Below are 25,576 nucleotides of genomic sequence, written 5' to 3'. Positions count from 1 at the left end.
TCGGGACTTTGAACCAGGCAACACGGCGCAGGGAACACGCTCGCTCCGGCCAAACCTGGCTCAAGCCACGAAACTCGAACGACAGAACGGAGCAGCTCATGAAGCTCACATCCGAACAGGTGAAGCAGACCATCAACCAGCTCGGCGCCCAGGTGCTGCCCGACGAGCATCCCGCCATGCCCCAGCTCAACAGCATGTTCGGCGAGCACACCTTCTTCGTCGACGAGACGGGCTTGAAAGTCCTCGAGCCGACGCCGTCGCTCAGTGCGGAACGACAGACGGGTGAAGTCGTCAGCCTCGCCGACTGGAGCGATGCGGATCTGACGCGCCTGATGGCACACGAGCCCGAGCCGACCGGCGTGATCGTGGTGTTCGAGCACGTGAGGCACTGACGGAATACGACAACCACCCTTCGCAATGCCGAAGGGTGGTTGGATCAAGACGCCGTCAAGTCGACAATCGATGATCTGATTCAGCGAGCTCGCTGCCGCGGGCTTGATCGCTCGTCCCGCCCGACAGCAGTGCGGAGTTGACGTCATCGAGCGCGGGGAGGGGGAAACCCGATTACTCGGCCAACCTGATCGTGCCGCTGTTGACTTCCGATCGCAGTTCGTCCTGCAGCCGCTTCGAGGCTCATGCATGGTGGTGACCGGTGGAGAGCGCCCCAATCGAAATCCTGGCGGCTTTCCGTCCTGTTGAAGACTTGGGGCAGGCTCGGCCCAAATCACATCCAGTCCTGGGTTCGCAGTCCAGAGCCGTCCAGGCCGTTGGATTTGCCCGGTCCGGCGGTGGTAGGAGCTGGTGCGGAGCCGGTTGTCAAATGTTGCCATTGGACGTCAGGAAATATTTGGAACATACGAGACTGATCTGATGCGATAATCTTTCCGTCCCTTTTCCCGGAACGATCTCAACCGGACTGTTGAATTGCATGTCGACCCTGGAAGCCGCGTTGCGAGGAGGAGCCGTCGTCATTCTGCTCTTCCGTGTGACGGTTGCCGCGCGCGATGCGCGGCGTGATCCGATCAGCCGCTATCTGGCACTGCTGTCGGCAAGCATCGCGGCCTATATCGTCGATTCGGCAGCTGACTTCGGTACGCTGGCTCTGCCGCTGCGCATTCCCATCCATCTCCTCAACGCCGGCACTCCAGCGGCGTTCTGGATTGCGATGAGCGCTGTCTTCGTCGACGAATTTCGCCTGCGCTGGTACCATTTGCTCGGTTGGCTGGCGCTGATGGGCTTCGCGCTGATCGACATGTTCAGGCACCCGATGTCCTTCGATGTGGCGCATACTTGCCTGGCTGTACTTCTTCTCCTGCTCGGCGTCTGGCATGCGCTGGCCGGACGCGCCGCGGACCTTGTGGAGAAGAGGCGACGGCTCCGCGTCTGGTATGCAATCGTTACCCTGCTTTATAGCCTGCTCGTCATCGTCTCCGAATGGCTCTGGCCTGGTGGGCTCTCGGTGTCATCGCTCAGTCTTGCCAACGCGGCCGGCCTGGCGGCACTGATCTTCCTGTTCGCCGTGCTGGGGACGCCGGTTGCGAATGATGCGTCGCTGATGCCGGCGACGGCCGTGGCAAGACAGCCGGTTGTCATTCCGCGCGATCCGTCGCCCGCGGTGCTCGCGACCGAGCCCGATGCAGCCGAACTCGCGGCGCTGCGGCGCCTGCTCGATCACGACAAGGTCTTCCGTGAGCCGGACCTGAGCGTCGCAACACTGTCACAAAAGCTCGACATTCCGGAATACCGGCTGCGCCATCTGATCAACCGGCAGCTTGGCTATCGCAATTTCAGCGCCTTCGTGAACGGCTATCGCCTCGCCGAGGCCGAGGCTGCCCTGAGCGATCCCGAACAAGCCGCCGTGCCGATCCTGACCATTGCGCTCGATGCCGGCTTCGGCTCGATCGGGCCGTTCAATCGCGCCTTCAAGGCGCAGACCGGCCTGACGCCGTCCGAATACCGGCGGGCGCGTATCGGCGGGGTCGCAGGGGCAGAAACTTAGCCTTTTCTCTGACCTGACTGGCCGTTTGCGGGAATCGGCCAGCCGGCTTTCAGGAATCGGCGCGCCGCCGCGTCCTTTGCGTGCAACCCCTTGTCCGGCAGGCGAGCAGCCTGCTGATGCGAGGTTGCCATGAATCTATTGATCCAAGTGCTGCAATTCAGCCTTCCCGCGGTGATCGTGATCGCGACGCTGGAGGGGCTCGTCCTGGCCCTGGTGATGCGGCGTGACTACAATTGGCGCGCCTATTGGGCCTCGCTGGTCGATGCGCTCGGCCGGCAATATCTCGTTTACACGTTGTTGCCGCTCAGCATCGCGCAGCCGCTGGTCGATCTGGCCTGGAAGCACCGGCTGTTCAGCGTACCGCTTAACAGCAGCCTTGCGGTGGTCGTGCTCGTGATCGCCCAGGACTTGAGCTATTACTGGTTCCATCGCGCCAGCCACCGCGTTCGCTGGTTCTGGGCGACGCATGCGATCCATCATTCCTCGAACGAGTTCAATCTCGCCGCGGCCTACCGCTTCGGCTGGACCGGGAAGCTGACCGGCGCCGCTGTCTTCTACGTGCCGATGATCTGGCTCGGCTTCGCGCCGGGACCGGTGTTCATCGCCGCCGGCATCAACCTGCTCTACCAGTTCTGGCTGCATGCGGAATGGATTCCGAAACTCGGTTGGCTCGAATACGTGCTGAACACGCCCTCGCACCATCGTGTGCACCACGCCTGCAATGCGGAATATCTCGACCGCAATTACGGCGGCATCTTCATCGTGTTCGACCGGATGTTCGGCACCTTCGTCGCCGAACGCGACGACCTGCCGTGCCGCTATGGACTGGTGAAGCCGCTATGCTCCAACAATCCGGTCGTCATCGCATTTCACGAATGGGGCGCGCTCGGGCGCGATCTCTGGCGATCGCCGACCTGGCGTGCCCGGCTCTCTTGCCTGATCGGCCCGCCCGGCGACAATCCATCGGTGCCGTCCGTCGTGCCGTCACATGCGAATGACGGCGGGAGCAGCGCTCGGGCTCTCCGATGAAGAGCCCTTTCGTCATCACGACGTCGGACAGGACGTCGTCGGAACAGGCGGTGTCGATCCGCTCGTGATGGTCGGGACGAAGTTCGTCTGGCGCGGGTACAGATAATAGCTGTCGCGGAGCGTGACGGTGCCGCTGATGGTGTAGCCGAGATTCGGGGTATAGGCATAGGTCGCCTCACCGAGGATGAGCCCGCTGGTGGTCGGCACCCCCGTCAGGGAGGTCGGCAGGGTGACGGTGGAGCCGGCTGTCCTTGCGGCGCCGTTGAGGGACTGGCTCCAGATCACCTTGGCCGTAACGTTATCGCCGGTCGGCTGCACCTCCGAGACGGTCACGACCGCTTTGGTGACGTCATACGGGGAGAGAACCTTCGACGAGGCGTTGAGAATGCCGGTGACGTCGCTCGTGGTCACACACTTGTTCTGCGACAGAATGTCGGCAATGGTATGGACCGTGGCCGTGACCTTGACGTTGATCGAAAGGGCGTTGCCGAGTTCGACGCCGCCCATGCACAGCAGCAGCATGAACGGCAGCACGATGGCAAACTCGATGGCCGCCACGGCATCTTCGTTGGCTCGGAACCGTCTCAGGCGCACGGGCAAGCGGGTCATTGATAGGGCTCGTTCTGGAAAGCAGCGGACGCCGTGATCTGGCGATTGCCGTTCGGCAGGTTTGCCAGGGTAAAGCCGAGCGGTCCCCCGAAAACCGGCCATTGGTAGATCACCTCCAGGATGACCTTGTCGGACGGGCCGCCCGGATTGTAGGGCCAGTTGTTGGAGACGGTGCCATCGGCATTGAACGTCAATGTCGGTGCAGCCGCGCTCAACGCCGACCAGCTGCTCGCCGACTGGACGCTGATCATCAGATTGTTGCAGCTGAAGATGATGCGGACCTGCGAGCAGACCAGGGTCGAAAACTGGGTTTGCGTCATCCCGGCCCCCTGCACCTGACCCGTCATGATCTGCCGGGCGGACTGCTGCACGACCTGCTGGAGCAATTGCTGGCCGAAGAAAACCAGGAAGATCTGGATGATTCCGACCAGCAACGCGATGAATATCGGCGCGACGAGGGCGAATTCGACCGCGTTTGCGCCGTTCTCGTCGTTGCGGAACGCCGCGAACATCTGGCGAAGGCGTCGCTGTCCGGCTACCGCTCGCGACTTGGGCATGACACTCGCTCAGTTGGTCAGGTGAGGGGCCGTTTCCACGACCAACAGGAACAGTTGCCGGAGTGCCGCGGTGATGTCGCCGCCCGATTGCACGTCGTAGAACAGACCGGGCGAGGCACAGGATTTTGCGTTTTGAGCAATCTGCCCGGTCGACGACGACGGATTGTTGAATGGCGCGATATACGAATTGTACCAGCCGTTGCTTGTGAGCGGCAGGTACTCGGTATAGAGCACCGCGATCCGAATTCCCCGGTTCTTGATCGTCGTGCAGATCGAGGTGTTGATCGGTTGCTGACAGCGAAATTTGGAGCCGGTGGCAATCGGCGTTCCGCTGCAGGACGAGCTCATCGATACGATCTTGTCGTCGACCCCGTCGGTGACGAGGAACACCACTTCCTGAGGCGTATCCCCGGTTTGATTGCTGCCTCCGCCGGGAGCGGGCATGAGAGCGTTGACGCTCGTCAGCGCATTCTCGATGTCCGTGCCATAGTCGGTGCCGATGGGACATCCCGAGGCCACGCAGTTCTGATGATCGACGGTGACAAGCGAAATATTATTGGCAGCCTGGCTCGCGGCCGTCGATAGGTCGGCGGACGGCAGCCCCGACGGCGCATAGATCGTGTTGAAGCCGTAGTCGAACGTGTAGATCGCGGCCTTGTAGGTGTTGTTCTGCTGCGCTTCGGTCTGTTGCGCCGTGCTCATCAGGCTCGCGGTTGCCTGGGCCACCAGGTCGATACGCAGCGTGATGTTGTTGTTGCGTGCAATGGTGAGGTTGTCCTTGGTCGACGCGCTCGCGCCCGAGTCCTTCTCGGGATGCGATTCGTGACAGGCGAAGGCGCAGTTTCTCGAGCCGGAGGGCTGGCTCGCGGTCGCATTGATCATGTTGGTGATATCTGTCGACGTAGCAGCGATGCCCATCGACGGCGAATCGTCCAGCAGCAGATAGAAGTTGATGTTGGGCGCGCCCGAAGCGCTGGCCGTCGCGGAGCCCTTGATCGGCCACACGGAGGTGCCGAGCAGGCTCGGGAAGGCGTTGCTGGAGTTTGCGGTGTAGGTGACGGTCGCGGTGCGCACCAGGCCGACATTGCCGACATTGACCGTCAGTACGGGATTCCCCGATAGGCCGCCGGCGATCGCGTTTGCCGTCGCGTTGAAGATATTCGTGGCGGTGGTCCGGGCGACGGTCGTGCTCTGGGCCATCATCGACGGGGTCACGGCCGCGATCGCGGCGGCATCGGCTGCGGCGTCCAGCTGCGATTGCCGGCGCTGAGCCTGCGTGTAGTCGAGCGTCATGCCCAGCAGATAGACGGTCGGGAACAGCAGGATCGCGAATATGACGGCAACGTTGGCCTTGCGATCTCGGACAAACCGATAAAGCGAGCCGCGCAGCATGACCTTCATCCTAATCGCCGTTAACCACGTCACAGGCAATTCCCGTCAGTTCAGGTATCGCGTGTCGGGACAGGGCGGATCGAAAAGCCTCCGCCTGTCTCTCGGCAGGGGAACTTTGAAAGCTGGCTATTTAAGCAACACTTACTGGCACCGCGCGAATATGGGGTGCCTGATGTCGCATGCGTCGGATTGAAGCGACGCAATTAACCGGCCGTAAAAACGTCACCGCAAAGCGGCGGTATTGGGAGCCGCGGCTTGTCGGCCATTGGCGCACCCGACGCTATCAGGGCAATTTGAGCAGGCCAGGCGAAATCGCAACGGCCCGATTTGCACGATCACGCCGGCGTGGACGAGCCCAAACGCTCCGCGAGATCAGGCGGCGGAAGCCCCCGCTGCATCACAAGCAGATCGAGCGAGGGTGGCTCCTGCCTGGTCAAGATCGACAAGCATGCATGAGCCTGGCCGCGGTGGTGCGTCTGATGATTGAAAAGATGCAGCAGGATGTCCGATAGCGGCTGTTCCTGCGGCTTGCCCGACGTCGTCTGATAAGCGTGCGGCCGCGCCAGAGCCTCCTCGTCGTAACCGCTGACCAATGCGATGAGGCGCGCGTCCTCGGCAAGGCGCGCCAGCGTCAACTCCCGGCGATCCCTGTAGAGGATCTCGTCGAGCCGCTTTGGCTGCTGGCCCACACCGGTGAGCCGGGTCAGCCAAAGCCTGTCCGTCAAGAGAAGGTGGTTCAGCGTCCCATGCAGGCTGCGGAAGAACACGCCCGTGTCGGCGAAATAAGGCTCCTCCGGCAGCGCAAGCGCCGCTTCGTAGAGTCGGGCATTGGCCCAGGCATTATAGGCAGCAAGCTGTTGGAACAGATTCGGCATCGGGCGGTCCTCCCGTCTTGTCGGTAGCAGTTTGCCGCGGGATCGAAGCGTGAGATAATCTCACCTGTCATCACCAGTCGGTTCGCCCGGTCATGCTTCCGTCGCTCAGAGGTTTGCAGGCGCTTTCCCTGCTGTCGCAGACCGGCAGCCTCACGGCAGCGGCTGATATTCTCGGCGTCAGCCGCTCGGCGCTGTCCCACCGGGTCGCAGATCTCGAGCGCCAGCTCGGCGTTATCCTCATGCAGAAGCAAGGGCGCAGTGTCGTGCTGACCGATGATGGCGAGGCGCTCATCGCGGTGATGGGCGACGCCCTCGACCGCATCGAGGCCGCTGTCGAACCGATCCGCCGGCGACGCTCCCAATTGCGCATCAGCACGGTCGCGACCCTGGCGTCGCACTGGCTGCTGCCGCGGTTGCCGGAATTCCGAGCCCTGCATCCCGACATCGAGGTTGCACTCACGACGACGCGTCGGGCTATTAATCTCGAGGCCGAGGATTTCGACTGCGCTATCAGGCACGGATTGGGAAACTGGCCCGGGCTGACCGCGACCTTGCTGTTTCGCGAGACCCTCGCGCCCGTGGCCGCGCCGGGCGCCGATCAGAACCTTGAAGGAAGCTCCATCATCCGTGCCCGTTCCCGCTTTCGGGACTGGTCGCGTTGGTGGACGGCATCCCGGCGCGCTGGAAGGCCTGATGACGGCGGCCTGGTCGTCGAGTCACGCGCGCAAGCGCTCGAGGCGGCGCTGGCCGGCGGGGGCATCGCGATGATCGACATGGCCTATGTCGACGAGCACCTTTCGAGCCGGCGCCTACAGCTCCTCGCGCCACCGATCACGCTTGATGAGGGCTACTATCTCCTGAGTCGATCCGTTCGCCGAAACGATCGGATCCTCGGCGCATTCGAGCAATGGATTGTTGCCGTCTCGGCGCGATCGAGGGCGGAAGCCGGCGCCGCGACATCGCAATGAAACGCGTGAGCCTTCAACTGAACGTGTCCAGGGTCATTCGATCGAGACGCAGCCGGTGGCGATGATCGGTCAGCAGGTGTGCACCACCCAGGACGGCAGCAAGCGTTCCGAGCCCGGTGCCGCCGGCGATCAGGAACATGATCAACAGCTGATATTTGACCGCATCGATCGGGTCGACGCCCGCAAGAATCTGGCCAGTCATCATTCCCGGCAAGGAAACCAGGCCGATCGCCGCCATGCTGTTCATGATCGGCATGAAGCCGCTTCTTAACGCGTCGCGTATGACCGGAAGCAGAGCCTGATACCGGGTGCCACCGAGGGCGAGACACGCTTCCACGGCGGCGCGTTCGCGCACCAGGCTATTCGTCAGCACGTCCAGGCCGAGGCTTATCCCGGTCATGGTGTTGCCGAGGATCATGCCCAGCAAGGGCAACGCATAGCGCGGGTGATACCATGGATCGGGGCGTAGCTCCGTCAGGAGCGCGAATATCGTGACCGTACCGGCGGCGAGCAGCATGCATCCCCCGCCGAGGCCATAGCTCCAGATGCCCGGCAGCCGCCGCTTCTGCCGCGCGACGATCTCGCGAGAGGCGAACAGGACCATGACGCAGGCGGCGACGGCGGTCCAGAGCGGCGACACTGCGACAAACAGGAACGTCAGCAAATATCCGACGAGGACGAGCTGAACCACCATGCGTACCGTCGCGATGGCAAGTTGTCTTTCAAGCTCGAGGCGGAGAACAATCGAGAGAACGCCATCCATGACGACAAGCAGAGCGGGGAGGGCGAGATCACCATACGAAAGCTGAATGTAGGTCATGGCCGGCTTTCCTCGATGTGGCCGCCGGGCCTCATGGCAAATATCCTTGAGCTCACACGGCGGGCCTGGGCATCGTCGTGGGTGCTCCAAACGACGCTCGTTCCATCCGCCATGCGTGCGGCGATCAAGGATTCCACGGCCGCGGTGGATGCCGTGTCGAGCGCCGAGGTCGGCTCGTCCAGCAGAAGCACCCGCGAGCGCAGCATCAGCGCACGCACAAGCCCCAATCGCTGACGCTCGCCGGTCGAAAGTCTTTGCACCGGCCACGGTCCGCAGTCCTCCGGCAGCCCCAGGCATTTGACCAGCGGCAGGGCGTCATTCCAGGCCGTGAAGTGTTCCTGCACGGTCTCGGACCACCAACCAGGCTCGGTGGCCAGGTAGGTCACCCGTTTTCGCCACGCCGGGGCAGGCATCTGTTCTCTGAGCGCGCCATCGAGCCTGACCGTTCCTTCGTTGGGATCGAGGTCCGCGATGGCGCGAAGCAGCACGGTCTTCCCGACGCCGGAGGGCCCCTGCAGGGCGACGCATTCGCCGTCCTGCAGGTCGAATGACACGGAGATGTGCAGGCGCTTGAGCCCACTGACTGTCAGCATGCGTCAACGCTTGCGCTGCAGCCGGTCGGCAACCCATCTGGCGACGTGCACCGGCGCCTCGTTCGGGTAGGGGTGCACCGAGCTGACATTGATCTCGCCGAGCACGTAGCTGTCGCTCCCTTCGGCCTCGACCGGGCCGAGCATGAAGTCGGCGTCCCAGATCGCGGGCAGGTCATCTCTCGCGATACCCATCAAGGACGTCAACTGCGGCGTCCATTCGTCTTCCATCAACCGGCGCAGCCGCTGGAAGCGCGGGTCTGCGTTGGATGTATAGAGCCGCGGTCCGGCCTCGGCACGTGCGGCCGGCGTGGCGACCAGGGCCTTGACCTTGTGGTGGCCGAACCCGGCGCAGCGATCGCCTGCCATGTAGCAACGCACCACGCCCTCGCTCAGGCGAGGCTGGAAGGGTTGGTCGATCACGCTGCCGTTCTCGAAATACTCCGCGCAGCGACGGACAAAATCATCCAGCGTCAGCTCCTCGGGGACATCCTTGGTCGCGTCCAGCACTCTGATCATGGAGGAGGTCGGAAGCTTCTCGACCTTCCAGACGCCTTGGCCCCCATTGCCCCGGTTGCGCTTGATCACGCGCGCGCCGCTCGCGAGCCTGCCCGGCAGCTCGGCGCGCATCGCCGCGGCGTTCTGATACAGCGCCGTGTCGCTTCCCCACCCCATCGAGCGGGTCCGATGGAGCACCTCCTTGGTGCCCATCTTGAGGATCACATCAGGGTGCGCGCTCACCCACACGCCTTTGGCGGCGACGTCGCGCAGCAGCGCGTCGAGACCGGCACGGTCCCGACCGTCCTGGATCGGGTTGACCCAGACGAGCACGCCGTCGACCGCGAGCAATTGTTCGCGGACTTGCCCGGCGAAGCTCTCGTCATAGATCGCGGGGCACCCTTCGATGCCAACAGCGGCGAGCGCTGCGAAGACGTCGGCGAAGCGGCTGTTCTGAGCGGTCACATCCCGGCGAGCCGCAGCGTCGCCCCGCGAAAGAATGGCCAGGGAATGCAGGGGAGATGATTGACGTTCGATCATGCGCAAGCTCCACGAATTGCGTGCTGCGCAGAGCTTGGACCGAAGTCTCACGGGGAGTCTGCTTGTCCCCTCCGGAACATTCTACGTGAGATTATCAGGCCGTTTCAAGGTGGCTGATGGCGCCCCCGCGACGCCCTGAGCGGCCGTTGATGTCGCGCGGCCCGCCGGTTCACGCTGGCGGGCTTCTTCCGTGGTTAGCGTTCCGGTGTTGAGCGAGTGAGAACTTCGTAGGCTCGCTCTGCCTGCTCCCTCGTCAAATTGGCTGCTATGTCCGTACCGAGCAGCGCCGGGCCCCGGCGCTCTCGATCGTAAACCATCCAACCTTTGCCCCCCATTCGAATGAAAAATCTGCTTGCGGTTCGCCCACTTTCACTCACCACGGCCTCTTGGTCCCATTTGCAATAGGTTGAGTAGGCCTCGCTCATTCCCCGGCTGCATAGAAATATGTGAATCTAGTCGGGAAAAATATGCAGCTGGAACTGTGCGAAAGCGAACAGAGCCGCCCTGCGATCTGTGAGCAGGCTTCTCATTGCTTGGTGCCTTCGAAACCAAGCACCTCCAGCGGCCCCGACCCGTCCACCTCCAAAAGCCCAAAGTTGGTCGGGGCCGACTCTCCGACCTTCCGCTGCGGCCTCCTCGACAAAGCAGACATTGCCTTGGTCGCGTCACGCTGCCGGCGTTATGGGTACACGGGCTATGGGAACGCGACCGAATCCGGTATTGGGGCCATGTTCCAGAGCCGGGAGAATTACTGTGGTCGAAAGCGCGGCGCTGCTTTTTGCCGCGGCGCCGGCCGCCCAGAAGGTCCCGTGAGACGTCAAAGCTCCCGCGTCATTGCTGGATGCGTCCGGTTCTTCACCTTGATCCAGTGCTTCTGCCGACCGGCTCGGTACGGCCGATCGCGATGTTTAGACACGAGCCCTTCGAGACCCATCCGGCAGGCTGCTCGGAATAGATCGGGCCCGATCTCGCCTCGCTCGATCACAAAGCGCTTTTGCCGGTTTCAAAATCATCACGGACCGCCTCGTGTTCGACCCCGTCATCGGTCATGTCGTAACGGGAAGTGGTTCGGTGCGACCAGGCGTGGCTTGGCGAGAGAAGCCGATGGCAGCCGCGCGGCGGATCACTGACCGTTCTCCACGCACGGTGTTCGCAATCGATGCGTCAAGCTATCCCTGCCGCTTAGCCGGTGCTTACCCGACCGGTGAGGAAGAAAAATCCAAATACGCTAAGTACTTGTTTTACTGGCGCGCCCGACACGATTCGAACGTGTGACCTTTGCCTTCGGAGGGCAAGTCTCTTGGGTTTTCCGGTGCTTCCTGTAGGCCTATAGTTATTGATTTTGTACGGCAAATGGGCTAAAACAGCCAGCTTCGGAAGGCAACGCTCTTCCGGGAAATTCCCCGGAATGCCGTTCTGATGCTTCCGGTGTGCTTCCGGTAGGAGGTTTTGCCCAATGCCAAAACTTACCAAACGGTTCGTTGACTCGCTTGAGGCGAAGGATACCGATTATTTCGCCTGGGACGAGGAGCTTCCCGGCTTCGGTGTGCGCACGTGGATTTCCGGCCGCAAGACTTACGTCGCACAGTATCGAAAGGCCGGTCGATCGCGACGGGTGAAGATCGGCGCTCATGGTGCGCTCACGGTCGAAGAGGCGCGCAAGGAAGCGCGGATCATCCTTGGTGACGTTGCTCGCGGCGAGGACCCCGCAGAAGATCGGGCCACTCGTCGGAAATCGATCACGGTCAGGGAGCTGTGCGACAACTACATTGCTGCGGCGGAAGCTGGCCTGATTATGGGGAAGCGCAATCTGCCTAAAAAGCCATCGACGCTCGCCAGTGATCGCGGACGGATAGAACAGCACATCAAGCCCCTTCTCGGCAACAAGCTGGTTCGCGACCTCACCCTCGCGGACGTGAATCGGTTCATCAAGGATGTGACGGTCGGCAAAACGGCACGAATCGCAAAGTCGGACAAGAAGCGCGGCAAGTCGGTGGTTGAGGGCGGCGCTGGCACTGCTGCACGCACTGCCGGGCTTCTCGGCGGCATTCTAACGTTTGCGGTTCACGAGGGAATTCGACCAGACAACCCGGCGCGGGGCGCCAAGCGGCAAGCTGACGGGTCGCGCAACCGCCGCCTTACACCGCATGAATACAGGATGGTTGGCAAGGCACTAAAGGCCGCGCGTGACGATGGCGATGTTGATCAGGGGCTACACGGCATCTGGCTGCTTGCGCTCACCGGTTGTCGCCTCGGCGAGGTAGAGGCGCTGAAATGGACCGAGACAGACGCACACGACGGCTGCTTCCGCCTCGCGGACAGCAAGGAAGGCGCGTCGGTGCGGCCAATCGGCAAGGCGGCGTTCGACGTGCTGGCGAAGATCGAGCGCCGCAAGGATTGCCCCTATGTCCTGCCGGCAGCTCGCAGCGCAGGTCACTATGGTGGCATGGCTCGGGCAATGGACCGCATCATGACTCGCGCCGGCCTTGACGACGTGTCCGCTCACACCTTCAGGCATTCCTATGCCTCGGTGGCTGGCGATCTCGGTTATAGCGATTCAACAATTGAGACCCTGCTAGGCCACACCGCCGGCAACGTGACTAGCAAATATATCCACCGACTGGACTCCGTGCTGATTGCAGCGGCCGACAACGTTGCGCGCGCGATTCACGGCTTCATGACACGTGAGTCGCTGAGCAGCAAAGCGGCCGGCGCGCGTTGAGTTAAACAACTGGCGGTTTCAGTTCCTGTGGATAACTATCGATCGCGATGACCGGTTGGATAGTTTTGAACATCGATTATTGGGTTTAGCAACAAGTGGTTGATAACCGGCTTCCCAAATCGTCGCCATCGAGTATCACTCAAGTGTTCGCTTGAGTGTGTAAGCGCACAACGAGGACGCTAGAAACGATTTCGGCCCCGAGGTTGGCGTCTCGGGGCCGCTAGATCGTAACTAGTGCCAGGGCGGTTCCTTTGAAGGGGCATCGCCGTCCTCGCAGTGTCAGAATTGCTACGTGTTCAGATTGTAGTCAACTGGGGGTAGGTGGAATTCCCCGGAATTCCCCCGGTTCTGATCTGTAGACGGCCAGCCTCTCTGCACTGGTGCGCCGATTTCCCGGCCCAAAAAGGGCCTAACAGGATCGGTGACGATGAAATCATTAGCATCTGGAATCAGCACCACCAAGGCGGCGGCCCGCCTGGGAGTGACGCCGCAGACGGTGCGGCGCTGGTGTGAGACGGGCTTCGGCTTCCGCCTCGGAGGCCGCTGGCGCATCTCCGAAAACCGCATTGCCGAGATCGAACGCGCGCTGAGTAACGCCGAAACGGGAATGCCGCCGTTCCGCGCGCCGCAGCCGTTTTAACCCCTCCGCGCACCGCAGATTACAGGAAGTCAGATGACCGAGTTCGTGGAACCCGCTTCGGCGGGAACGGCAGACGCTTGCCTGCCCGAGAGGTTGAATAGGCCGCGTCTTCGACGCTCTCTTGCCGCTGAATATTTGGAGCTGCGATGGGGTATCACCGTCGCGGTGCAGACTCTTGCGAAATGGGCTTGCACGGGCGGCGGCCCCGAATATCAGCGTCTCAATCGAACGCCGCTGTATTCGCCAGCGGCGCTTGATGCATGGGCCATCAAGAAGCTCGGCAAGCCCGTCACGAACACCTCGCAGGAGGAGTCGTGATGACCCCCAACCAGCGCCGGCAATTGCAAAAGCTCGCCGATCGCGTCGATCGGGTGTCGGAGTCCGATCGCCGGTTCTTCGAGCGCTTCCCGCATCGGCAACACCGCGTGCGGCGCGCCAGCCAAGCTGAGATCGAAGCAATTGCGATCCTGTCGGGCGAGAAGAAAACCGTTGCGGCCGACCGGCAGGTCTACCTCGCGGTCAAGAATATCGCGCCGGGGGCTCAGTTGCGGCTCGTCATCATCGGCCCGCGCAATCTTGACACCGACTTTCCCGAATTTTTCGCGCAGGAGCTGTACGAGCTCGTGAACAATGACCAGGCGCGCGAGATCGAAGCGCAGATGCGCATGAGGGCAGCGGGGTGCGCGAAATGAGCGCACCCATTCAGAATCTGCTGAGCGGCGAACCGACGGCGGCCGATGATGCCATCGGCAATCGCAAGATGCACGTTCCGCAGATCACGCTGATCACCAAGCGCGACGTGCCGCCGCTGATGTCGAAGCGCATCTCGCTGGACGCCGACGGCAAGCTCAACAGCGACGGATCGAAGTGTCGGATGGTCTCCGGCACGGCCGAGCGCGTGTCTGTGGAAAAAGCGGGCGACCTCGCTCGCGTCATCGCGAATTGCCGTTCCAATCAGGCGATCGCTCTTGGGGCACTCAAGGCGGAGCTCCTTGCGTCCGTCGCCGTGACGATCCCGAAGAGGCTCGACCAACACCCCGGCGCCATCACGCGGTCGCGCAGCTACATCGACTATCGGCCTGGTGTTCCTGCTTGGTGTCTGATCGACTTCGACACCAAGGGCATGCCCGATGAGGTCAAGGCCAAGATCGATGCCGTAGGCGGCATGTGGCAAGCGTTGCTGACTGTTGCGCCCGAGCTCGCGAACGCTGCACGGGTCAGCCGCGCAAGCACAAGCGCCGGCCTTTCCCGCAGCGACAACGGCGAGCCGATCGCCGGTTCAAATGGCATGCATCACTATGTGCTCGTTCGAGATGGCCGTGACATCGAACGGTTCCTGAAGGACCTGCACGACCGCTGCTGGCTGCACGGCTTCGGCTGGCATCTGATCGGAGGCGCCGGCCAGCTGCTCGACCGCTCCATCGTCGATCGCATGGTCGGGTTCGGCGAGCGCCTGTGCTTCGAGGGGGCGCCTGTCGTTGTTCCTCCGCTGGCGCAGGATTCAGGGAAGCGCGCGCCTGAAGCCTTCGAGGGCGATGCGATCGATACGTCCCGGGCAGTGCTCCGGCTGACCGAATTCGAGCGCCACCGCGTCACCGAAGCTAAGGCCTTCAGTGCGAAGGCGCTGGGCAAATCGGCGGCAAAAGCCCGCAACAAGCATGACAAAGCGCTTGCCGAGAAAATCTCGGCCAAGTCCGGCGTGCCCTTCCTGACGGCACTTCGGCTGGTCAAGGCGAGGCATCGTGGTGTGCTTTTTTCCGATGTCGAACTGGAGTTTGATGACTTGGGCGTCGTGACGGTCGGCAACGTGTTGGCTGACCCGGATCGTTTCATCGGCGAAAGCCTTGCGGATCCCCTGGAGGGCGTCGATTACGGCCGCTGCAAGGCGATGGTCATGAAAGGGGACGATGATAGTCTGCTGATTCACAGTTTTGCCCATGGCAACGGTATTTACTATCTTCGCCATGATCTGAGGTCTGCCAAGGCGGCCTTCGCGCAGGCTCCCGCTGAGGGCAAGGTCGATCATGCGCTGGCCATTCTGAGCCAGGCCGAGCTTGAGGAAGACGAGTTCGAGGAGTTCGTCGCGCTCGTATCGAAGGCCGCGCGTGTGGGCCTGCGGCCCCTCAAAGCTAGAATCGAACAAGAACGTGAGAAACGCAAGGCCAGGGCGCGCGAGGCTTCCAGGGGATCGAAAGCCGACGGTCGCATTATTCGGCCCCGGCCGGAGCCCGATGGCGAACTGTTGCCCATCGTCACGTTCCTGGACGATGTGCTGGTGGCCGACCAGAGCGAGGAGCCTCCGATGCGGAATGCATCGGGTGCTCTCGTGCAGATCCAGGTCAAGCAGCCCTGGTCGCTCCACACGCTGACCGCCGACAGCGCCAACATGACAAGCGAAGAAACCGAGTCGGTGACGGCGCCCGCGGAGCCGGTGCTGGTCGAACTGACGCCGACCGGCGTCGAGCTGCTGCTCGAAGATTACGTTCGCTGGGAGGTATGCACGCTCGCGGGATCCTACTATGGAGCGCTGCCGTCGGCACATGTCAAAGCCCTGATGGAGTATTCCAAGAGCGCGCTACCCGTGGTTCGTGCGATCAACACCGCTCCCCTCGTCACCCAGTCGGGTCGGGTGATCGACGGCGTTGGGCTCGATCGGGCTACCGGCTTGGTCCACCGCATCGATCCCGTTCTGCGCGCGTGTCTGCCTGATGGCGATCCGACGGCGGAGGAGATCAAGCAGTCCTTGGACTTCCTGTTGGATGAGTGGCTCGTCGATGTGGCCCTGGATCGTGCGGGCAAGTGCGTCGCGATCCTGCTGGCATTGACCTTGATGCAACGCGCGCTGTTGCCAGAGCGCCCGGCCTTCTTTGTGGTTGCAGGCCAGCGCGGCGGCGGCAAGACGACCCTGATCAACATGATCATCGCGGCCGTCTTGGGCCGGCGTGCCGCAGCTGCGGCATGGTCGGACAGTGTCGAGGAACGCAAGAAAGCCCTGTTCTCCTATCTGCGCCAGGGCGTTGCGGTGCTAGCCTGGGACAATATCGCGCGCGGATCGACGATCAGCTGCCCCCACATTGAGGCGGCACTCACCGCCCCGGAGATCTCGGATCGCGTGTTGGGGGTTTCCCACGTGGAGACGGTGCCGGCGACAACGATCCAACTCTTCACCGGCAACTCGATCGCGCCGCGCGGTGATATGGCAAGCCGCTCGTTCGTCCTGGCGCTGAATGTGGATCGGCCCGACCCCGAGAACAGGACGTTCACCCACGTCGACCCGTTGGCTTGGACACAAGCGAACCGGACCAAGATTCTGCGCGCCCTGTACACCATTTTGATCGGCGGCGCCTTGAATTGTCCGCAGGATCAGGTGGCAAAAACGCGGTTCAAAACCTGGTGGCGCCTGATTGGCTGGCCGGTCGAATATGCGGCGGACCTGTCCGACCTCAAGATCGATTGCACCGAACTGCTGCGCGCCGGTGAGGCTGACGAGGAGGAAGCGAGTGCGACCTCACGCGCGTTGGCGATTCTGAAAAAGAAATGGGGCAGCAAGTCCTTCACCGCGCGGGAGGTGGTCAAAGAACTGGCGAAGGCGAACTCCGTGATCGAGGATAACGCAGACCAGGCGGCGGAGCTGGCTGATGCGCTCGGCGATTTGATTGGCAAGGTGCTCGAAAATCCGACGGCCCGCAGCATTGGCAAGCTGTTCCAAAAGCACCTCACGAACCGCCCCGCCTTCTTGGAGGACGGAAACTGCGTGGCGGTTCTGCGTAAGAAGTCGGGTGATCGGGCCAACGAGTACGAGATCAAAACCCCGGGCGAAGATGCAGCCGGAAAACCGTGGAGGGCAACGTTGTGAAGGCGGCCGAGGTCATCAAGCAGGCCACGGCAGCCGGAATCCGGATCGCAGTCAAAGGGGATGTGCTGTTGCTTGAGGCGACCACAGCGCCGCCTGAGGCGGTGATTGAACTGATAACCCAGCACAAGGCCGAGATCATGGATCTGCTCAGGCCTGGTTGGGGCGGGCCCGCTGAAGCGGAAGTTAGCTGGCTCGACATGGTGGTTGCTGTTGAGAATGAGGCCGGTCGTCATCGCATCTGGTGCGACGAGCTGACTCAGCAAGCCAATGATGACAGCTTGACGGCGGTTGAGCGCGACACGCTGCAGCGATCCTTCGCGAGTCATGCGCGTGATGCGGCCATCTTCGAGGCGGTGTTGCGGGTCATCGAGGGGGTGCGCGATGAAGCCGTCGGCGATGACGTCTGAAATGAATAGCGGCGCGCAGCGAGCTCTGCGATTTTGCGGAAAGTGCAGAAAGTGCGGAAAGTTTACAGCCTCGATTTTAGAGAGAAGAACAAATTCGGAGATGGTGGAGAGGGGCAATTACATTCGTCTCAGAGCCCAACCGGCTAAACTTTCCGCACTTTCCGACTTTCCGCACATCTGCCGTGAAGTCGTCGGCGATGACGTCTGGAATGAATAGCGGCGCGCAGCGAGCTCTGCAATTTTGCACAAAGTGCAGAAAGGGCAGAAAGTGCGGAAAGTGGGGAAAGTTCACAGCCTCGATTTTAGAGAGATTCGGAGATGGTGGAGAGGGGAATTACATTCGTCTCAGAGCCCAACCGGCTGAACTTTCCGCACTTTCCGACTTTCCGCACATCTGCAGCACTCGCGCCCGCAGTCATCAGAACAGGTCTGATGTCTGGCCGATCCCTAGTCCCAATGACCAAACGGAAGGGAAACCGACGCGACATGGGCGGAGCGCACACGCCGCACGCCGCGCCGACCGACACAATGGCGGAGCGCAAGCTAGCCGCGGGGGGAGCGAAAATGTTGCGCCGCGGGGGTGCCGGAACCGCACGGGGGGCGCCGTATGCACCGGGAGTAGAAAGGCAAAGGGGGGTTCCCCAGAATGTTAAAACCAATCAACGGCAATGACGGCATTCCGCCTGAGCCGGACTGGACTGCGCTCTACCATGACGAACTCGATCTGAAGCTGGCGTCGGACTTCTGGCGCATGATCGTGTCTGAGATGAAGGAGGCGCAGACGCTGTGCGTCGCCAACGGCCCGGCGATCAAACGGCTGGTCGTTTTCCAGGTCGAATTCGAGCGTCAGGCGCGCGCGGTCGGTGAGGATGGCGTCATCCACCCGACGATGAAGATCAAGGTGCCGCAGATTCACCCTTCGTGGACCGTGCTGAAGCAGGCGGCTGAGCTTGCTTCGACAATGGAAGCCGAACTCGGCCTGTCGCCGCGTCGACGCAACGTTGTGAAGGTCCAGAAGAAAACAAAACGGACGACCGCCGCTGACGAATTCCTCAAACCCGTTGCCGTCAGACCCGGTAACTAACTGGGCTAAACAGGCGGTAGACGGCGACATAGTCGTTGGCGAGCTGGTCCGCTACGCGGCCGAGCGCCATCTGCGCGATCTGCGCGACGGGCCGGCGCGTGGGCTGCATTGGGTGCCGGAGCGCGCGATCCGGGTGATTCGCTTTTTCCCGGCGCTGTTTTCGGTGACGGCCGGCGCAAAAGCGGGCGCACCGTTCGACCTGCTGCCCTGGCAGATGTTCTGCACCGGGTCGCTGTTTGGTTGGCATAGCGAGACGGAAAACACCGGCGTCCGGCCGGGTGAAGCGGAAATTTTTGGCGACTGGGCGCGAAGCGGGGAGCAAAATGACTTTAGATGAAGCAAACGCTGAGTTGTGCCGCCATCGCGATCTTGCGCTGACCGCCTATGGGCACCGTCTGCTCGCTCAAGGTGCCGACATTCACGGGGAAGAGTTTCGTGCTGACCTGGCGAAATACGCCGGCGAGTTGGAGGCGTGGCGCCGCAAAGCTATGGATCGCTTGCGGCAGTTTGTCCAGGCGATGATGGAGCGGCCGCCCGCGACTTTGCACTAACTGGCTCAAAGCGCAGCGCCGTGAGTCTGCCGTTGTGGGAAAAGCGGAAGTTGCGATTGCGTAGCTCGACTTCCGAGTCTGACCCACAGGCGACATTGCTGCTGGAACTGCTCAGATCACGAGCGAGGGGGCAGAAAGGTCGTTGTAATCGATTACGAAGGTGGCCTTCGCTTCCGGTTGGCAGTTCCGAAGATAGAGCCGTTGTCCCTCAACGTAGCGTCGATTCGATGGAGCCGCAGGGTCAGGCGACGAGCCATCGCGCGAAGCGCACCGCGCAACGGACACAGCAAAGTGCGTTCGGAGGAAGACTGAAGCATCCCAATAGTTAAGCAGTTCGGGCCGATGCAGAAAGATGCCGTCTATCAGCAAAATGGAAGACGGGAGTGCCTCCAGATCATTGGCAGGTACAATGTCATCGGTCACATGATCAAAGATTGCGCGACGATACCTGCGAGAACCACCGCGACTTAGCGGGTCCAGCAGATATTGCTTCAATGCCGAATAATTGTACGAGTCCTCGAAAAAGCCTTCCGGTGAATGTCGCCCACGCCGATATCTGACCGCCTTGGGGTTATGAAATCCGTCTACCGATGCTCGAATGACAGGCCGCCCTGTAGCCGCAACGAGGCTTCCAAGTTCATCAGCGAATGTGGTCTTTCCTGCCCCGTCAACGCCGTCGATAGCGACGCGAACGATCCGGTCTGGTGCCGTCATAACCAGCCGATCGGCCAACTCAGACAGCAATTGCGTTCTCTTTTCCATCAGGATTCAGATTCGTTGAGGCCAAAGTCAACTTTGAACCTACAACCGAGCGGTCCTTTTCCGCAATTGGCCCCAAGCGGTGGATGGGGGTGGGCAGAGCATGTCCGCTCTGCCCAGGTATTTCAGACATCAACTTGTTCGGCTATTGCCAAGGCGTCATCGACCTCGATGCCGAGATACCGGACCGTGCTCTCGATCTTGGTATGGCCGAGCAAGAGCTGCACAGCCCTCAGGTTGCCTGTCCGCCGATATATAAGGGTAGCTTTTGTGCGGCGCAGTGAATGCGTCCCAAATAGCCTCGGGTCCAGCCCGATGCTGCCGACCCATTCGGAGACGAGGCGGGCATATTGCCGGGTTGTTATACTTCGATTAGGACCCCGATGGCCGGTGAACAAGAAATCGCCAGACCGTTTGCCGGCGGTCTTCAAATAGTCGTCGACCGCCTGGCGAGTCTGTTCGCTCAATTCAAACCTGACAGGTCGCCCGGTTTTCTTTTGCCGCACCGTTGCGCGATCCGCCGTGTATCCGCCCGCGGCAACATCTTCGACGCGGATGGCGACGACGTCGCAGCCACGAAGCTTGCTGTCGATTGCCAGATTGAACATGGCCAGGTCACGGATGCGGCTCTCCATCTGGAGCTTGGTCCGGATTGACCAGACATGCTTAGGTCGCAGCGGCGGCTTTGCCCCGATCAGCTTGCCCTTATTCCAGGGCAATCGTCTATGGGGCGTCACGGCAGCATTTAACTGATCCTGCATGGTCATACTCCTCGGTTACGGGGAGCAGAGCATGTGCCCGGACTTAGGCGTCCTTGAACTGGCGCATCTCTCCTTTTGCGTAAGTGGTGTATCGTCAACAGCTGAAAGCCATCTCTGAAAGGTTCGCGGCCGTGATCCGTAGCAAGAGCGCATCACCAACATGGCCCTCTACGTCGTTGGCGATCGAGACGGGGTTTACAGATCGCCGAATTGGAACCATCTCATCCCCAGCCTGAAACAGTTCGTGCCCTTGCTTCGCGAGACGTTAGTCTTGAAAGGTTGCGGTCATTGGACCCAGCAAGAGCGCGCGAAAGACGTCAACAATTCGCTCCTGGAATTCCTGAAACAGAACTGATGCCATGAGTCAGCTCATGTGCCCTTCGCGTCACTAGGAATGTCGCCTGGTTACGTCTGAAGTTGAGGGTAAACCAGACCCTGCCGCGACAGGGTCATAGTGGCGCGATTGACCCCAACCGGACCTCATGGCGTTGGAGATTGCCACGCTATTAGACGGCCTCTCTCGGCGGGCAGGCCGCCGAGGCAATGGTGAGCCCTCCGGGCCTAAAACCTCCGGATATTGCAAAGGCCGAAGTAGACGCGTCGAGACCGCAGAGCTTCTGATGGAGAGATGTAATGTCGCAAAAGAAGGAACTGTTGCGCGAAATTGCGAGGGCGATCAATGAAAACGAACCCGACCGCGTAGACGAATGGTTCACCGAAGATTTCAAGCTTGTCGAGCCAACCAAGCCGGACTGGCCCATGGACATGAGGGGGCAAGCAAGCTGCTTCCGCTATTTCGGACGCTCACTCCTCCGCTAAGTTATGTCGCACTCGATATGGTCGAGGAGGCCGATCGACTCGCGGTTCGCTGGCAGCTATTTGCTACTCATCAGGGCGAACCGCTGCGCATGGCTTCCATAGCCATTTACCGGTTTGAGGAAGGCCGTATCGCAGAAGATTGGGGTATCCCGGTTCGAGGCGAATGGGTCAGCTAGTCCAGCGTCGGGCGAACGGGCTTGGACCGCGATTGCCTCCCCCGCAAAGTTGCGCCGGGTCTGACGGCGGTCCGCTCATCACGGAAGAGCGGATCAGACTTTATTTCCCATAGCGGACATTGATAGATGGATGGAATAGAAGAGAAAGAGACCAATCGATCCTCACTATGCGCATCTGCGTATAGTGTCATTTTATACGCTTTCGCGTATTGGCCTTCCGATGGATATAATCGCCCGCTCCCCACAGCAACTTGGCGCAGCCATTAGACGACACCGCCGGTTGAAACGTATCACCCAAAGTGCCTTGGGTGATACGATGCATGCGCGTCAAGCGACCATCTCGAAGCTAGAAGCCGGCGAACCAGCGACACAAATACGCACGCTCACGGATGCCTTGGCCGCACTCGATCTGGAGCTGTGCATCCGTCCACGCACCATGGGTTCGGTCAAAGCGATCGAGGATCTTTTCTGATGGAGCGTCGTATCTTCCGTGCGCCGCACGATGTGTGCTCGCGGGCTCCAGCTTGAGGCATCCTCCTTGTTTGCCGCTCGTTGGCGCGACAGATTTACCGAGGGCAGTTTCAGTGTCCTGCGATTTCGCACCGAGCAACAATGGTGCAGTCCGCGCCGCACTGCGAACGTCGTCGGAAAACCAGCGCTACTCGATTGAAAATCAACAGAATGGGCCTAAGGCAGCCCTTTTCCCGAATTGCTGCAAGCTTCTTTTCTCAGACGGAACTGAGCCGACCCCGGCCCAAAGAAGACTGTCCTCGAAGCCGACGCCGCCGCCGGATTGCTGGCGCTTACGCCGAATCAGATCTATTCTATCTTAAATTGTACCAGCGTATATTCGTATGCGCACGCGCCCAAACATGACAAACAGGCTCGAGAGCGGCAATCTCATACGAGCAGCGCAGTATCTGCGCATGTCTTCAGATGTCCAACGCTATTCTACCGAAAACCAGCAGAACGCAATTGCGGAGTATGCTCATCAGCACGGTTATAAGATCGTCGCATCGTACAGAGATGCTGGAAAGAGCGGCCTCTCATTAAAAGGTAGGGAGGCTTTACGGCAACTGCTTTCCGACGCGCTTTCGGCGCAACGCCCGTTCGATGCCATTCTGGTCCTGGATGTCAGCAGGTGGGGACGGTTTCAGAATCCAGATCAGGCCGGGCACTACGAGTTTTTATGCCGACAAGCGGGCGTTCCTGTAATCTATTGCGGTGAGCCGTTTGATAACGATGTCGTGCCCGCCACCACCATCGTAAAGCATTTGAAGCGCGTAATGGCCGGCGAATACAGCCGTGAACTTTCTGCAAAGGTTTGCCGCGCTCACCGCCAGCAGGCCTTGTTAGGCTTCCGCCAGGGTGGAAGCCTAACCTATGGATTTAGGAGGCTTCTAGTCGATGCCTCGCGCAATCCCCGACAGATCCTAAATGCAGGACAAAGGAAAGCGCTTAGCTCGGACAAGGTGGTTATTGTCCCCGGACCGCCCGAAGAGCTCGCGGTAATACGGCGGATATTCAGATTGTTTGTGCAGCAACAGCTATCCGTAGCGGAGATTGCAAGACGACTGTCGAGGACAGGGATACCCGGTTACGGGGGAAAACCGCTAGGCCATCAAGCCGTCCGGCACATTCTTTCTTGTGAACTTTGCATCGGTCGAATGACTTATAACGTGACAACGACGAAATTGCAGGGGCCTACGAAGAGGAACCCTGAGGAGCTGTGGGCTCGCTTTGCGGCGTTCGAACCCGTCGTTCCGATAAAGCAGTTTAGGAGAGCTCAACAGCGCCTCGCTCAATCCCAGGTGCGATGGAACAAGCAATCGATAGCTAATTCCTTGCGAGCGTTACTTGCTGAGAAAGGTCGTCTAACTCAAGTATTGATCAATGAGTACCAGAACGGGCCCTGCCACGAAACGGTGGTCAATCATTTCGGATCGCTCGACGCCGCCTATGCTGCGATTGGCTACCTGCCCGAGTTCAAACGAAAGTTCGGGATGAACGGAAAGTTCTGGGGTGAAAAAGCGCTTTTCGCCGGCCTGAAAAAGATACACGCGGCCAATGGATTTGTTTCAAACCGCCTGATCGATACCTGTGCCGATCTGCCATCGTCGGCATTTGTGAGGAGGCGGTTCGGTACTTTATCTGAAGCGATCCGGCGAGCCGGTTTGCCCGTCGTTTCCCATAGCGAAACGCAAAAGCGTGCGTGGAAACAACGAAAGGCGGCAGGATCTGATGAGATCTATCAAGGAGTTCGATGGACAAAGGAAGAGTTGGCCCGGGCTTTGCGCAAGCTGCACAAAACGGTAGGTTACTTGACTGCAAATGTCATCAATCAAAATGAAGCCGCGCCCAGTGCAGACTATTATTGCAAGCGATTTGGCTCGCTCGATAACGCAAGGAGATTTGCAGGCCTACCTGTCTTGACCCACTCACAGCGCATGTTGGCTGCGTGTAAGAGAAAGCGCGACGGCAAGGCAACGATCGGAAGGCGTCCCCGTCATCCCGATCAACGCATCCAACTTCACTATCGATCGAATGATATTCTGACCGGCTTGCAAATCTTGGTCCGGAAGAAGGGAGTGATTTCGGCGCTCTTGATCAATGCGGACCCCGCTCTACCTTCAGCCGAATGCGTCATCAACCATTTCGGTTCGCTCCGTGAAGCCTACAGACTTGCGGGCATAGTTCCCTTGAAAGGCAAGCTCGTTCGTTTTGGTCTACCGCCGCCAAAGACGATGCTAGAAGAGAGGAGCTAGTTGGTCGTTCCGATGTCTCCTGTTGGCCCCAAGGCGAAGTGGCCCAATCGGCCGTTGAGGTCCGCTGTTAGTTGCAGATCGGACCTGCCGCTCTGCTCACAGCTCGCGCTCCATCGCCGGGTGACTACGGTTCTTCACTTTAACTCAGTACTTGCTACGTCCGGCCTGATAGGGCCGGTCCGCGCTTTTGTCTGAGTTCACAGTGCGCCTCGGTGAAAGTGTATAATTATAGGGGCGCTAAAATCAGAGTTGACGGTCATCCGCTCCGGTTGAATTCTCGCGGAAGTAAGGGGATTATTTTGATCATCTCGGTATGGAAACGCCCTTGCTGACCCATGCCCGGAAATGGCACGCCATATACCGGGGCGTTACTCCCAGCCGCTTTTGCCGCCGCTTCAACAATGCGCTTGATGCTGACGAGCATGGAAACGATGGCGAGCGGGCGATACGCGACAATACGATCTCTCAAGCTACTCGTCGCGGCGACGCATTTTGCTCTACGTTCTGGAGGCGCCAACTTGTCCACCGGCGTGAGCACGAGATCATCGAGGAACCAGCCGAAGCTTTTAAAGCGATCAAGAAAATCGTCGCCTTCGCCCAGTACGGCTTCTGTGGCACGTTTCATGTGTTGTAGCATGGCATTGTTGCCAAAATAGAAAAAATCGCCACTGGCTGGTGCGCTCTCGCCGACGAACAGCGTAGTAATTCGGTTTGGACGATAGCTCGCCCGGATAAACTCGACGTCGATCATTGCCGCTCCGCGCAGTAGCGATGAAGCGCCGCGTCTGGTGTGAGTTTGCCGTCACACACCCGCTTGCACAGCGTGTTCAGCCTTTCCCAGTTAAACTTCGGGTGTGCGTCTGCGAGCTGGGACCATGCCCGGCTCATGCCGCCCCCGCGCTGCTCCGGTGGAAGAGGATCGCACCTGTTCTCAGGCACCGCGCAATTGTCGAACAACTTGCCGAGATACTGGCACTCGTAGTCCTTGTAGGTCTCGGCCGCACTCGGGGCCGCAATCAGCAGGCTCAGTGCAATTAGTTGCAATTTCATTTCATCCCACCCTCTTGTCTTGGTATGAGTGAGGAAACAACCCCCCGGCGCCAACCCTGGATGCGAGCAGCCCTAGGCAAAACGAAATCGTCCAGTACACGGGTTCTCG

General features: G+C 60.5%; 28 protein-coding genes and 1 pseudogene. 17 read left to right on the top strand and 12 right to left on the bottom strand.

The genetic code is table 11. The features are described 5' to 3' along the window. Window positions 1–98: 98 nt before the first annotated feature. From ACNJX9_RS39575 to ACNJX9_RS39565, 3 genes are all read left to right on the top strand, one after another. The gene (locus ACNJX9_RS39575; RefSeq protein ID WP_057753974.1) at window positions 99–392 is read left to right on the top strand and encodes a hypothetical protein; all 294 of its coding nucleotides are present in this window, start codon (window positions 99–101) and stop codon (window positions 390–392) included. Window positions 393–928: 536 nt separating this feature from the next. After that, window positions 929–1,999 carry a helix-turn-helix domain-containing protein gene (locus ACNJX9_RS39570; protein WP_439407441.1) on the top strand — a complete coding sequence of 357 codons (1,071 nt, stop codon included), beginning with the start codon at window positions 929–931 and terminating at the stop codon, window positions 1,997–1,999. A gap of 129 nt (window positions 2,000–2,128) precedes the next feature. After that, complete coding sequence (locus tag ACNJX9_RS39565; RefSeq protein ID WP_439407440.1) at window positions 2,129–3,028, top strand: sterol desaturase family protein; 900 nt, start codon at window positions 2,129–2,131, stop codon at window positions 3,026–3,028. A gap of 15 nt (window positions 3,029–3,043) precedes the next feature. On the opposite strand, the gene ACNJX9_RS39560 is transcribed toward ACNJX9_RS39565, so the two are convergent. The 4 genes from ACNJX9_RS39560 to ACNJX9_RS39545 all read right to left on the bottom strand — a co-directional run bounded on the left by ACNJX9_RS39560 (window position 3,044) and on the right by ACNJX9_RS39545 (window position 6,461). Then, window positions 3,044–3,637, bottom strand: coding sequence for a TadE/TadG family type IV pilus assembly protein (locus ACNJX9_RS39560; RefSeq protein WP_057753964.1), 594 nt, complete (start codon window positions 3,635–3,637; stop codon window positions 3,044–3,046). Next, the gene (locus tag ACNJX9_RS39555; RefSeq protein ID WP_439407439.1) at window positions 3,634–4,194 is read right to left on the bottom strand and encodes a TadE/TadG family type IV pilus assembly protein; all 561 of its coding nucleotides are present in this window, start codon (window positions 4,192–4,194) and stop codon (window positions 3,634–3,636) included. The genes ACNJX9_RS39560 and ACNJX9_RS39555 overlap by 4 nt, the downstream gene beginning before the upstream one ends. A gap of 9 nt (window positions 4,195–4,203) precedes the next feature. Beyond that, on the bottom strand, window positions 4,204–5,586 hold the full coding sequence (locus ACNJX9_RS39550) for a TadE/TadG family type IV pilus assembly protein (protein WP_439410226.1): 1,383 nt from the start codon (window positions 5,584–5,586) through the stop codon (window positions 4,204–4,206). A 335-nt stretch (window positions 5,587–5,921) separates the two neighbouring features. Continuing rightward, entirely contained in the window at window positions 5,922–6,461 is a 540-nt protein-coding gene (locus ACNJX9_RS39545; protein ID WP_439407438.1) for a DinB family protein, read from the bottom strand. A 92-nt stretch (window positions 6,462–6,553) separates the two neighbouring features. Here ACNJX9_RS39545 and ACNJX9_RS39540 point away from each other — a divergent pair, with 92 nt between their 5' ends. Further along, window positions 6,554–7,429, top strand: a complete 876-nt coding sequence (locus ACNJX9_RS39540) for a LysR substrate-binding domain-containing protein (RefSeq protein ID WP_057753954.1) — start codon at window positions 6,554–6,556, stop codon at window positions 7,427–7,429. 13 nt (window positions 7,430–7,442) lie between these two features. Here ACNJX9_RS39540 and ACNJX9_RS39535 read toward each other — a convergent pair whose 3' ends face one another. From ACNJX9_RS39535 to ACNJX9_RS39520, 4 genes and pseudogenes are all read right to left on the bottom strand, one after another. Beyond that, on the bottom strand, window positions 7,443–8,249 hold the full coding sequence (locus ACNJX9_RS39535; protein WP_439407437.1) for an ABC transporter permease: 807 nt from the start codon (window positions 8,247–8,249) through the stop codon (window positions 7,443–7,445). Continuing rightward, complete coding sequence (locus tag ACNJX9_RS39530) at window positions 8,246–8,842, bottom strand: ABC transporter ATP-binding protein (RefSeq protein WP_439407436.1); 597 nt, start codon at window positions 8,840–8,842, stop codon at window positions 8,246–8,248. Before ACNJX9_RS39530 ends, ACNJX9_RS39535 begins: the two co-directional genes overlap by 4 nt. A gap of 3 nt (window positions 8,843–8,845) precedes the next feature. Further along, entirely contained in the window at window positions 8,846–9,877 is a 1,032-nt protein-coding gene (locus tag ACNJX9_RS39525; protein ID WP_439410225.1) for a Cj0069 family protein, read from the bottom strand. Between the two features lie 817 nt (window positions 9,878–10,694). Further along, window positions 10,695–10,856, bottom strand: a pseudogene (locus ACNJX9_RS39520) (DNA ligase); the annotation flags it as partial. 477 nt (window positions 10,857–11,333) lie between these two features. On the opposite strand from ACNJX9_RS39520, the gene ACNJX9_RS39515 reads away from it, so the two are divergent. The 9 genes from ACNJX9_RS39515 to ACNJX9_RS39475 all read left to right on the top strand — a co-directional run bounded on the left by ACNJX9_RS39515 (window position 11,334) and on the right by ACNJX9_RS39475 (window position 19,137). Beyond that, window positions 11,334–12,599 carry a tyrosine-type recombinase/integrase gene (locus ACNJX9_RS39515; protein WP_439407435.1) on the top strand — a complete coding sequence of 422 codons (1,266 nt, stop codon included), beginning with the start codon at window positions 11,334–11,336 and terminating at the stop codon, window positions 12,597–12,599. A 427-nt stretch (window positions 12,600–13,026) separates the two neighbouring features. Further along, window positions 13,027–13,239, top strand: coding sequence for a helix-turn-helix domain-containing protein (locus tag ACNJX9_RS39510; protein ID WP_246570931.1), 213 nt, complete (start codon window positions 13,027–13,029; stop codon window positions 13,237–13,239). Between the two features lie 33 nt (window positions 13,240–13,272). Further along, entirely contained in the window at window positions 13,273–13,557 is a 285-nt protein-coding gene (locus ACNJX9_RS39505; protein ID WP_246570852.1) for a hypothetical protein, read from the top strand. Continuing rightward, window positions 13,557–13,931 (top strand): hypothetical protein, encoded by a 375-nt coding sequence (locus tag ACNJX9_RS39500; RefSeq protein WP_439407434.1) that lies wholly within the window; start codon window positions 13,557–13,559, stop codon window positions 13,929–13,931. Before ACNJX9_RS39505 ends, ACNJX9_RS39500 begins: the two co-directional genes overlap by 1 nt. Then, window positions 13,928–17,095, top strand: a complete 3,168-nt coding sequence (locus tag ACNJX9_RS39495; RefSeq protein WP_439407433.1) for a hypothetical protein — start codon at window positions 13,928–13,930, stop codon at window positions 17,093–17,095. Before ACNJX9_RS39500 ends, ACNJX9_RS39495 begins: the two co-directional genes overlap by 4 nt. Further along, window positions 17,092–17,502 carry a hypothetical protein gene (locus ACNJX9_RS39490; protein WP_439407432.1) on the top strand — a complete coding sequence of 137 codons (411 nt, stop codon included), beginning with the start codon at window positions 17,092–17,094 and terminating at the stop codon, window positions 17,500–17,502. The genes ACNJX9_RS39495 and ACNJX9_RS39490 overlap by 4 nt, the downstream gene beginning before the upstream one ends. Window positions 17,503–18,148: 646 nt before the next feature. Next, window positions 18,149–18,586, top strand: a complete 438-nt coding sequence (locus ACNJX9_RS39485) for a P27 family phage terminase small subunit (RefSeq protein WP_439407431.1) — start codon at window positions 18,149–18,151, stop codon at window positions 18,584–18,586. Continuing rightward, a complete protein-coding gene (locus tag ACNJX9_RS39480; RefSeq protein WP_439407430.1) occupies window positions 18,564–18,923 on the top strand; it encodes a hypothetical protein in 360 nt (119 codons plus the stop codon). The genes ACNJX9_RS39485 and ACNJX9_RS39480 overlap by 23 nt, the downstream gene beginning before the upstream one ends. Continuing rightward, complete coding sequence (locus ACNJX9_RS39475) at window positions 18,910–19,137, top strand: hypothetical protein (RefSeq protein ID WP_439407429.1); 228 nt, start codon at window positions 18,910–18,912, stop codon at window positions 19,135–19,137. Before ACNJX9_RS39480 ends, ACNJX9_RS39475 begins: the two co-directional genes overlap by 14 nt. A 111-nt stretch (window positions 19,138–19,248) precedes the next feature. Here the strand turns inward: ACNJX9_RS39475 and ACNJX9_RS39470 are convergent, their stop codons facing one another. Next, window positions 19,249–19,899, bottom strand: coding sequence for a uridine kinase (locus ACNJX9_RS39470; protein ID WP_439407428.1), 651 nt, complete (start codon window positions 19,897–19,899; stop codon window positions 19,249–19,251). Between the two features lie 122 nt (window positions 19,900–20,021). Next, a complete protein-coding gene (locus ACNJX9_RS39465; protein ID WP_439407427.1) occupies window positions 20,022–20,657 on the bottom strand; it encodes a tyrosine-type recombinase/integrase in 636 nt (211 codons plus the stop codon). 633 nt (window positions 20,658–21,290) lie between these two features. Between ACNJX9_RS39465 and ACNJX9_RS39460 the strand changes: the two genes are divergently transcribed. The 4 genes from ACNJX9_RS39460 to ACNJX9_RS39445 all read left to right on the top strand — a co-directional run bounded on the left by ACNJX9_RS39460 (window position 21,291) and on the right by ACNJX9_RS39445 (window position 24,417). Beyond that, window positions 21,291–21,476: a hypothetical protein gene (locus tag ACNJX9_RS39460; protein ID WP_439410263.1), complete on the top strand. Its 186-nt coding sequence runs from the start codon at window positions 21,291–21,293 to the stop codon at window positions 21,474–21,476. Then, window positions 21,410–21,652, top strand: coding sequence for an ester cyclase (locus ACNJX9_RS39455; RefSeq protein WP_439410224.1), 243 nt, complete (start codon window positions 21,410–21,412; stop codon window positions 21,650–21,652). Before ACNJX9_RS39460 ends, ACNJX9_RS39455 begins: the two co-directional genes overlap by 67 nt. 280 nt (window positions 21,653–21,932) lie before the next feature. Beyond that, the gene (locus tag ACNJX9_RS39450; protein ID WP_439407426.1) at window positions 21,933–22,124 is read left to right on the top strand and encodes a helix-turn-helix domain-containing protein; all 192 of its coding nucleotides are present in this window, start codon (window positions 21,933–21,935) and stop codon (window positions 22,122–22,124) included. 400 nt (window positions 22,125–22,524) lie between these two features. Continuing rightward, complete coding sequence (locus ACNJX9_RS39445) at window positions 22,525–24,417, top strand: recombinase family protein (protein ID WP_439407425.1); 1,893 nt, start codon at window positions 22,525–22,527, stop codon at window positions 24,415–24,417. A gap of 256 nt (window positions 24,418–24,673) precedes the next feature. Here the strand turns inward: ACNJX9_RS39445 and ACNJX9_RS39440 are convergent, their stop codons facing one another. Beyond that, window positions 24,674–25,168 carry a hypothetical protein gene (locus ACNJX9_RS39440; protein ID WP_439407424.1) on the bottom strand — a complete coding sequence of 165 codons (495 nt, stop codon included), beginning with the start codon at window positions 25,166–25,168 and terminating at the stop codon, window positions 24,674–24,676. Beyond that, the gene (locus tag ACNJX9_RS39435; RefSeq protein WP_439407423.1) at window positions 25,165–25,467 is read right to left on the bottom strand and encodes a hypothetical protein; all 303 of its coding nucleotides are present in this window, start codon (window positions 25,465–25,467) and stop codon (window positions 25,165–25,167) included. The genes ACNJX9_RS39440 and ACNJX9_RS39435 overlap by 4 nt, the downstream gene beginning before the upstream one ends. Between the last annotated feature and the right edge of the window lie 109 nt (window positions 25,468–25,576).

It is taken from the genome of Bradyrhizobium sp. BLXBL-03 (genome assembly GCF_051853015.1).
GTDB lineage: Bacteria > Pseudomonadota > Alphaproteobacteria > Rhizobiales > Xanthobacteraceae > Bradyrhizobium > Bradyrhizobium manausense.
The sequence above is the reverse complement of the archived record's forward strand: the minus strand, read 5'-3'. Positions and strand labels throughout refer to the sequence as shown.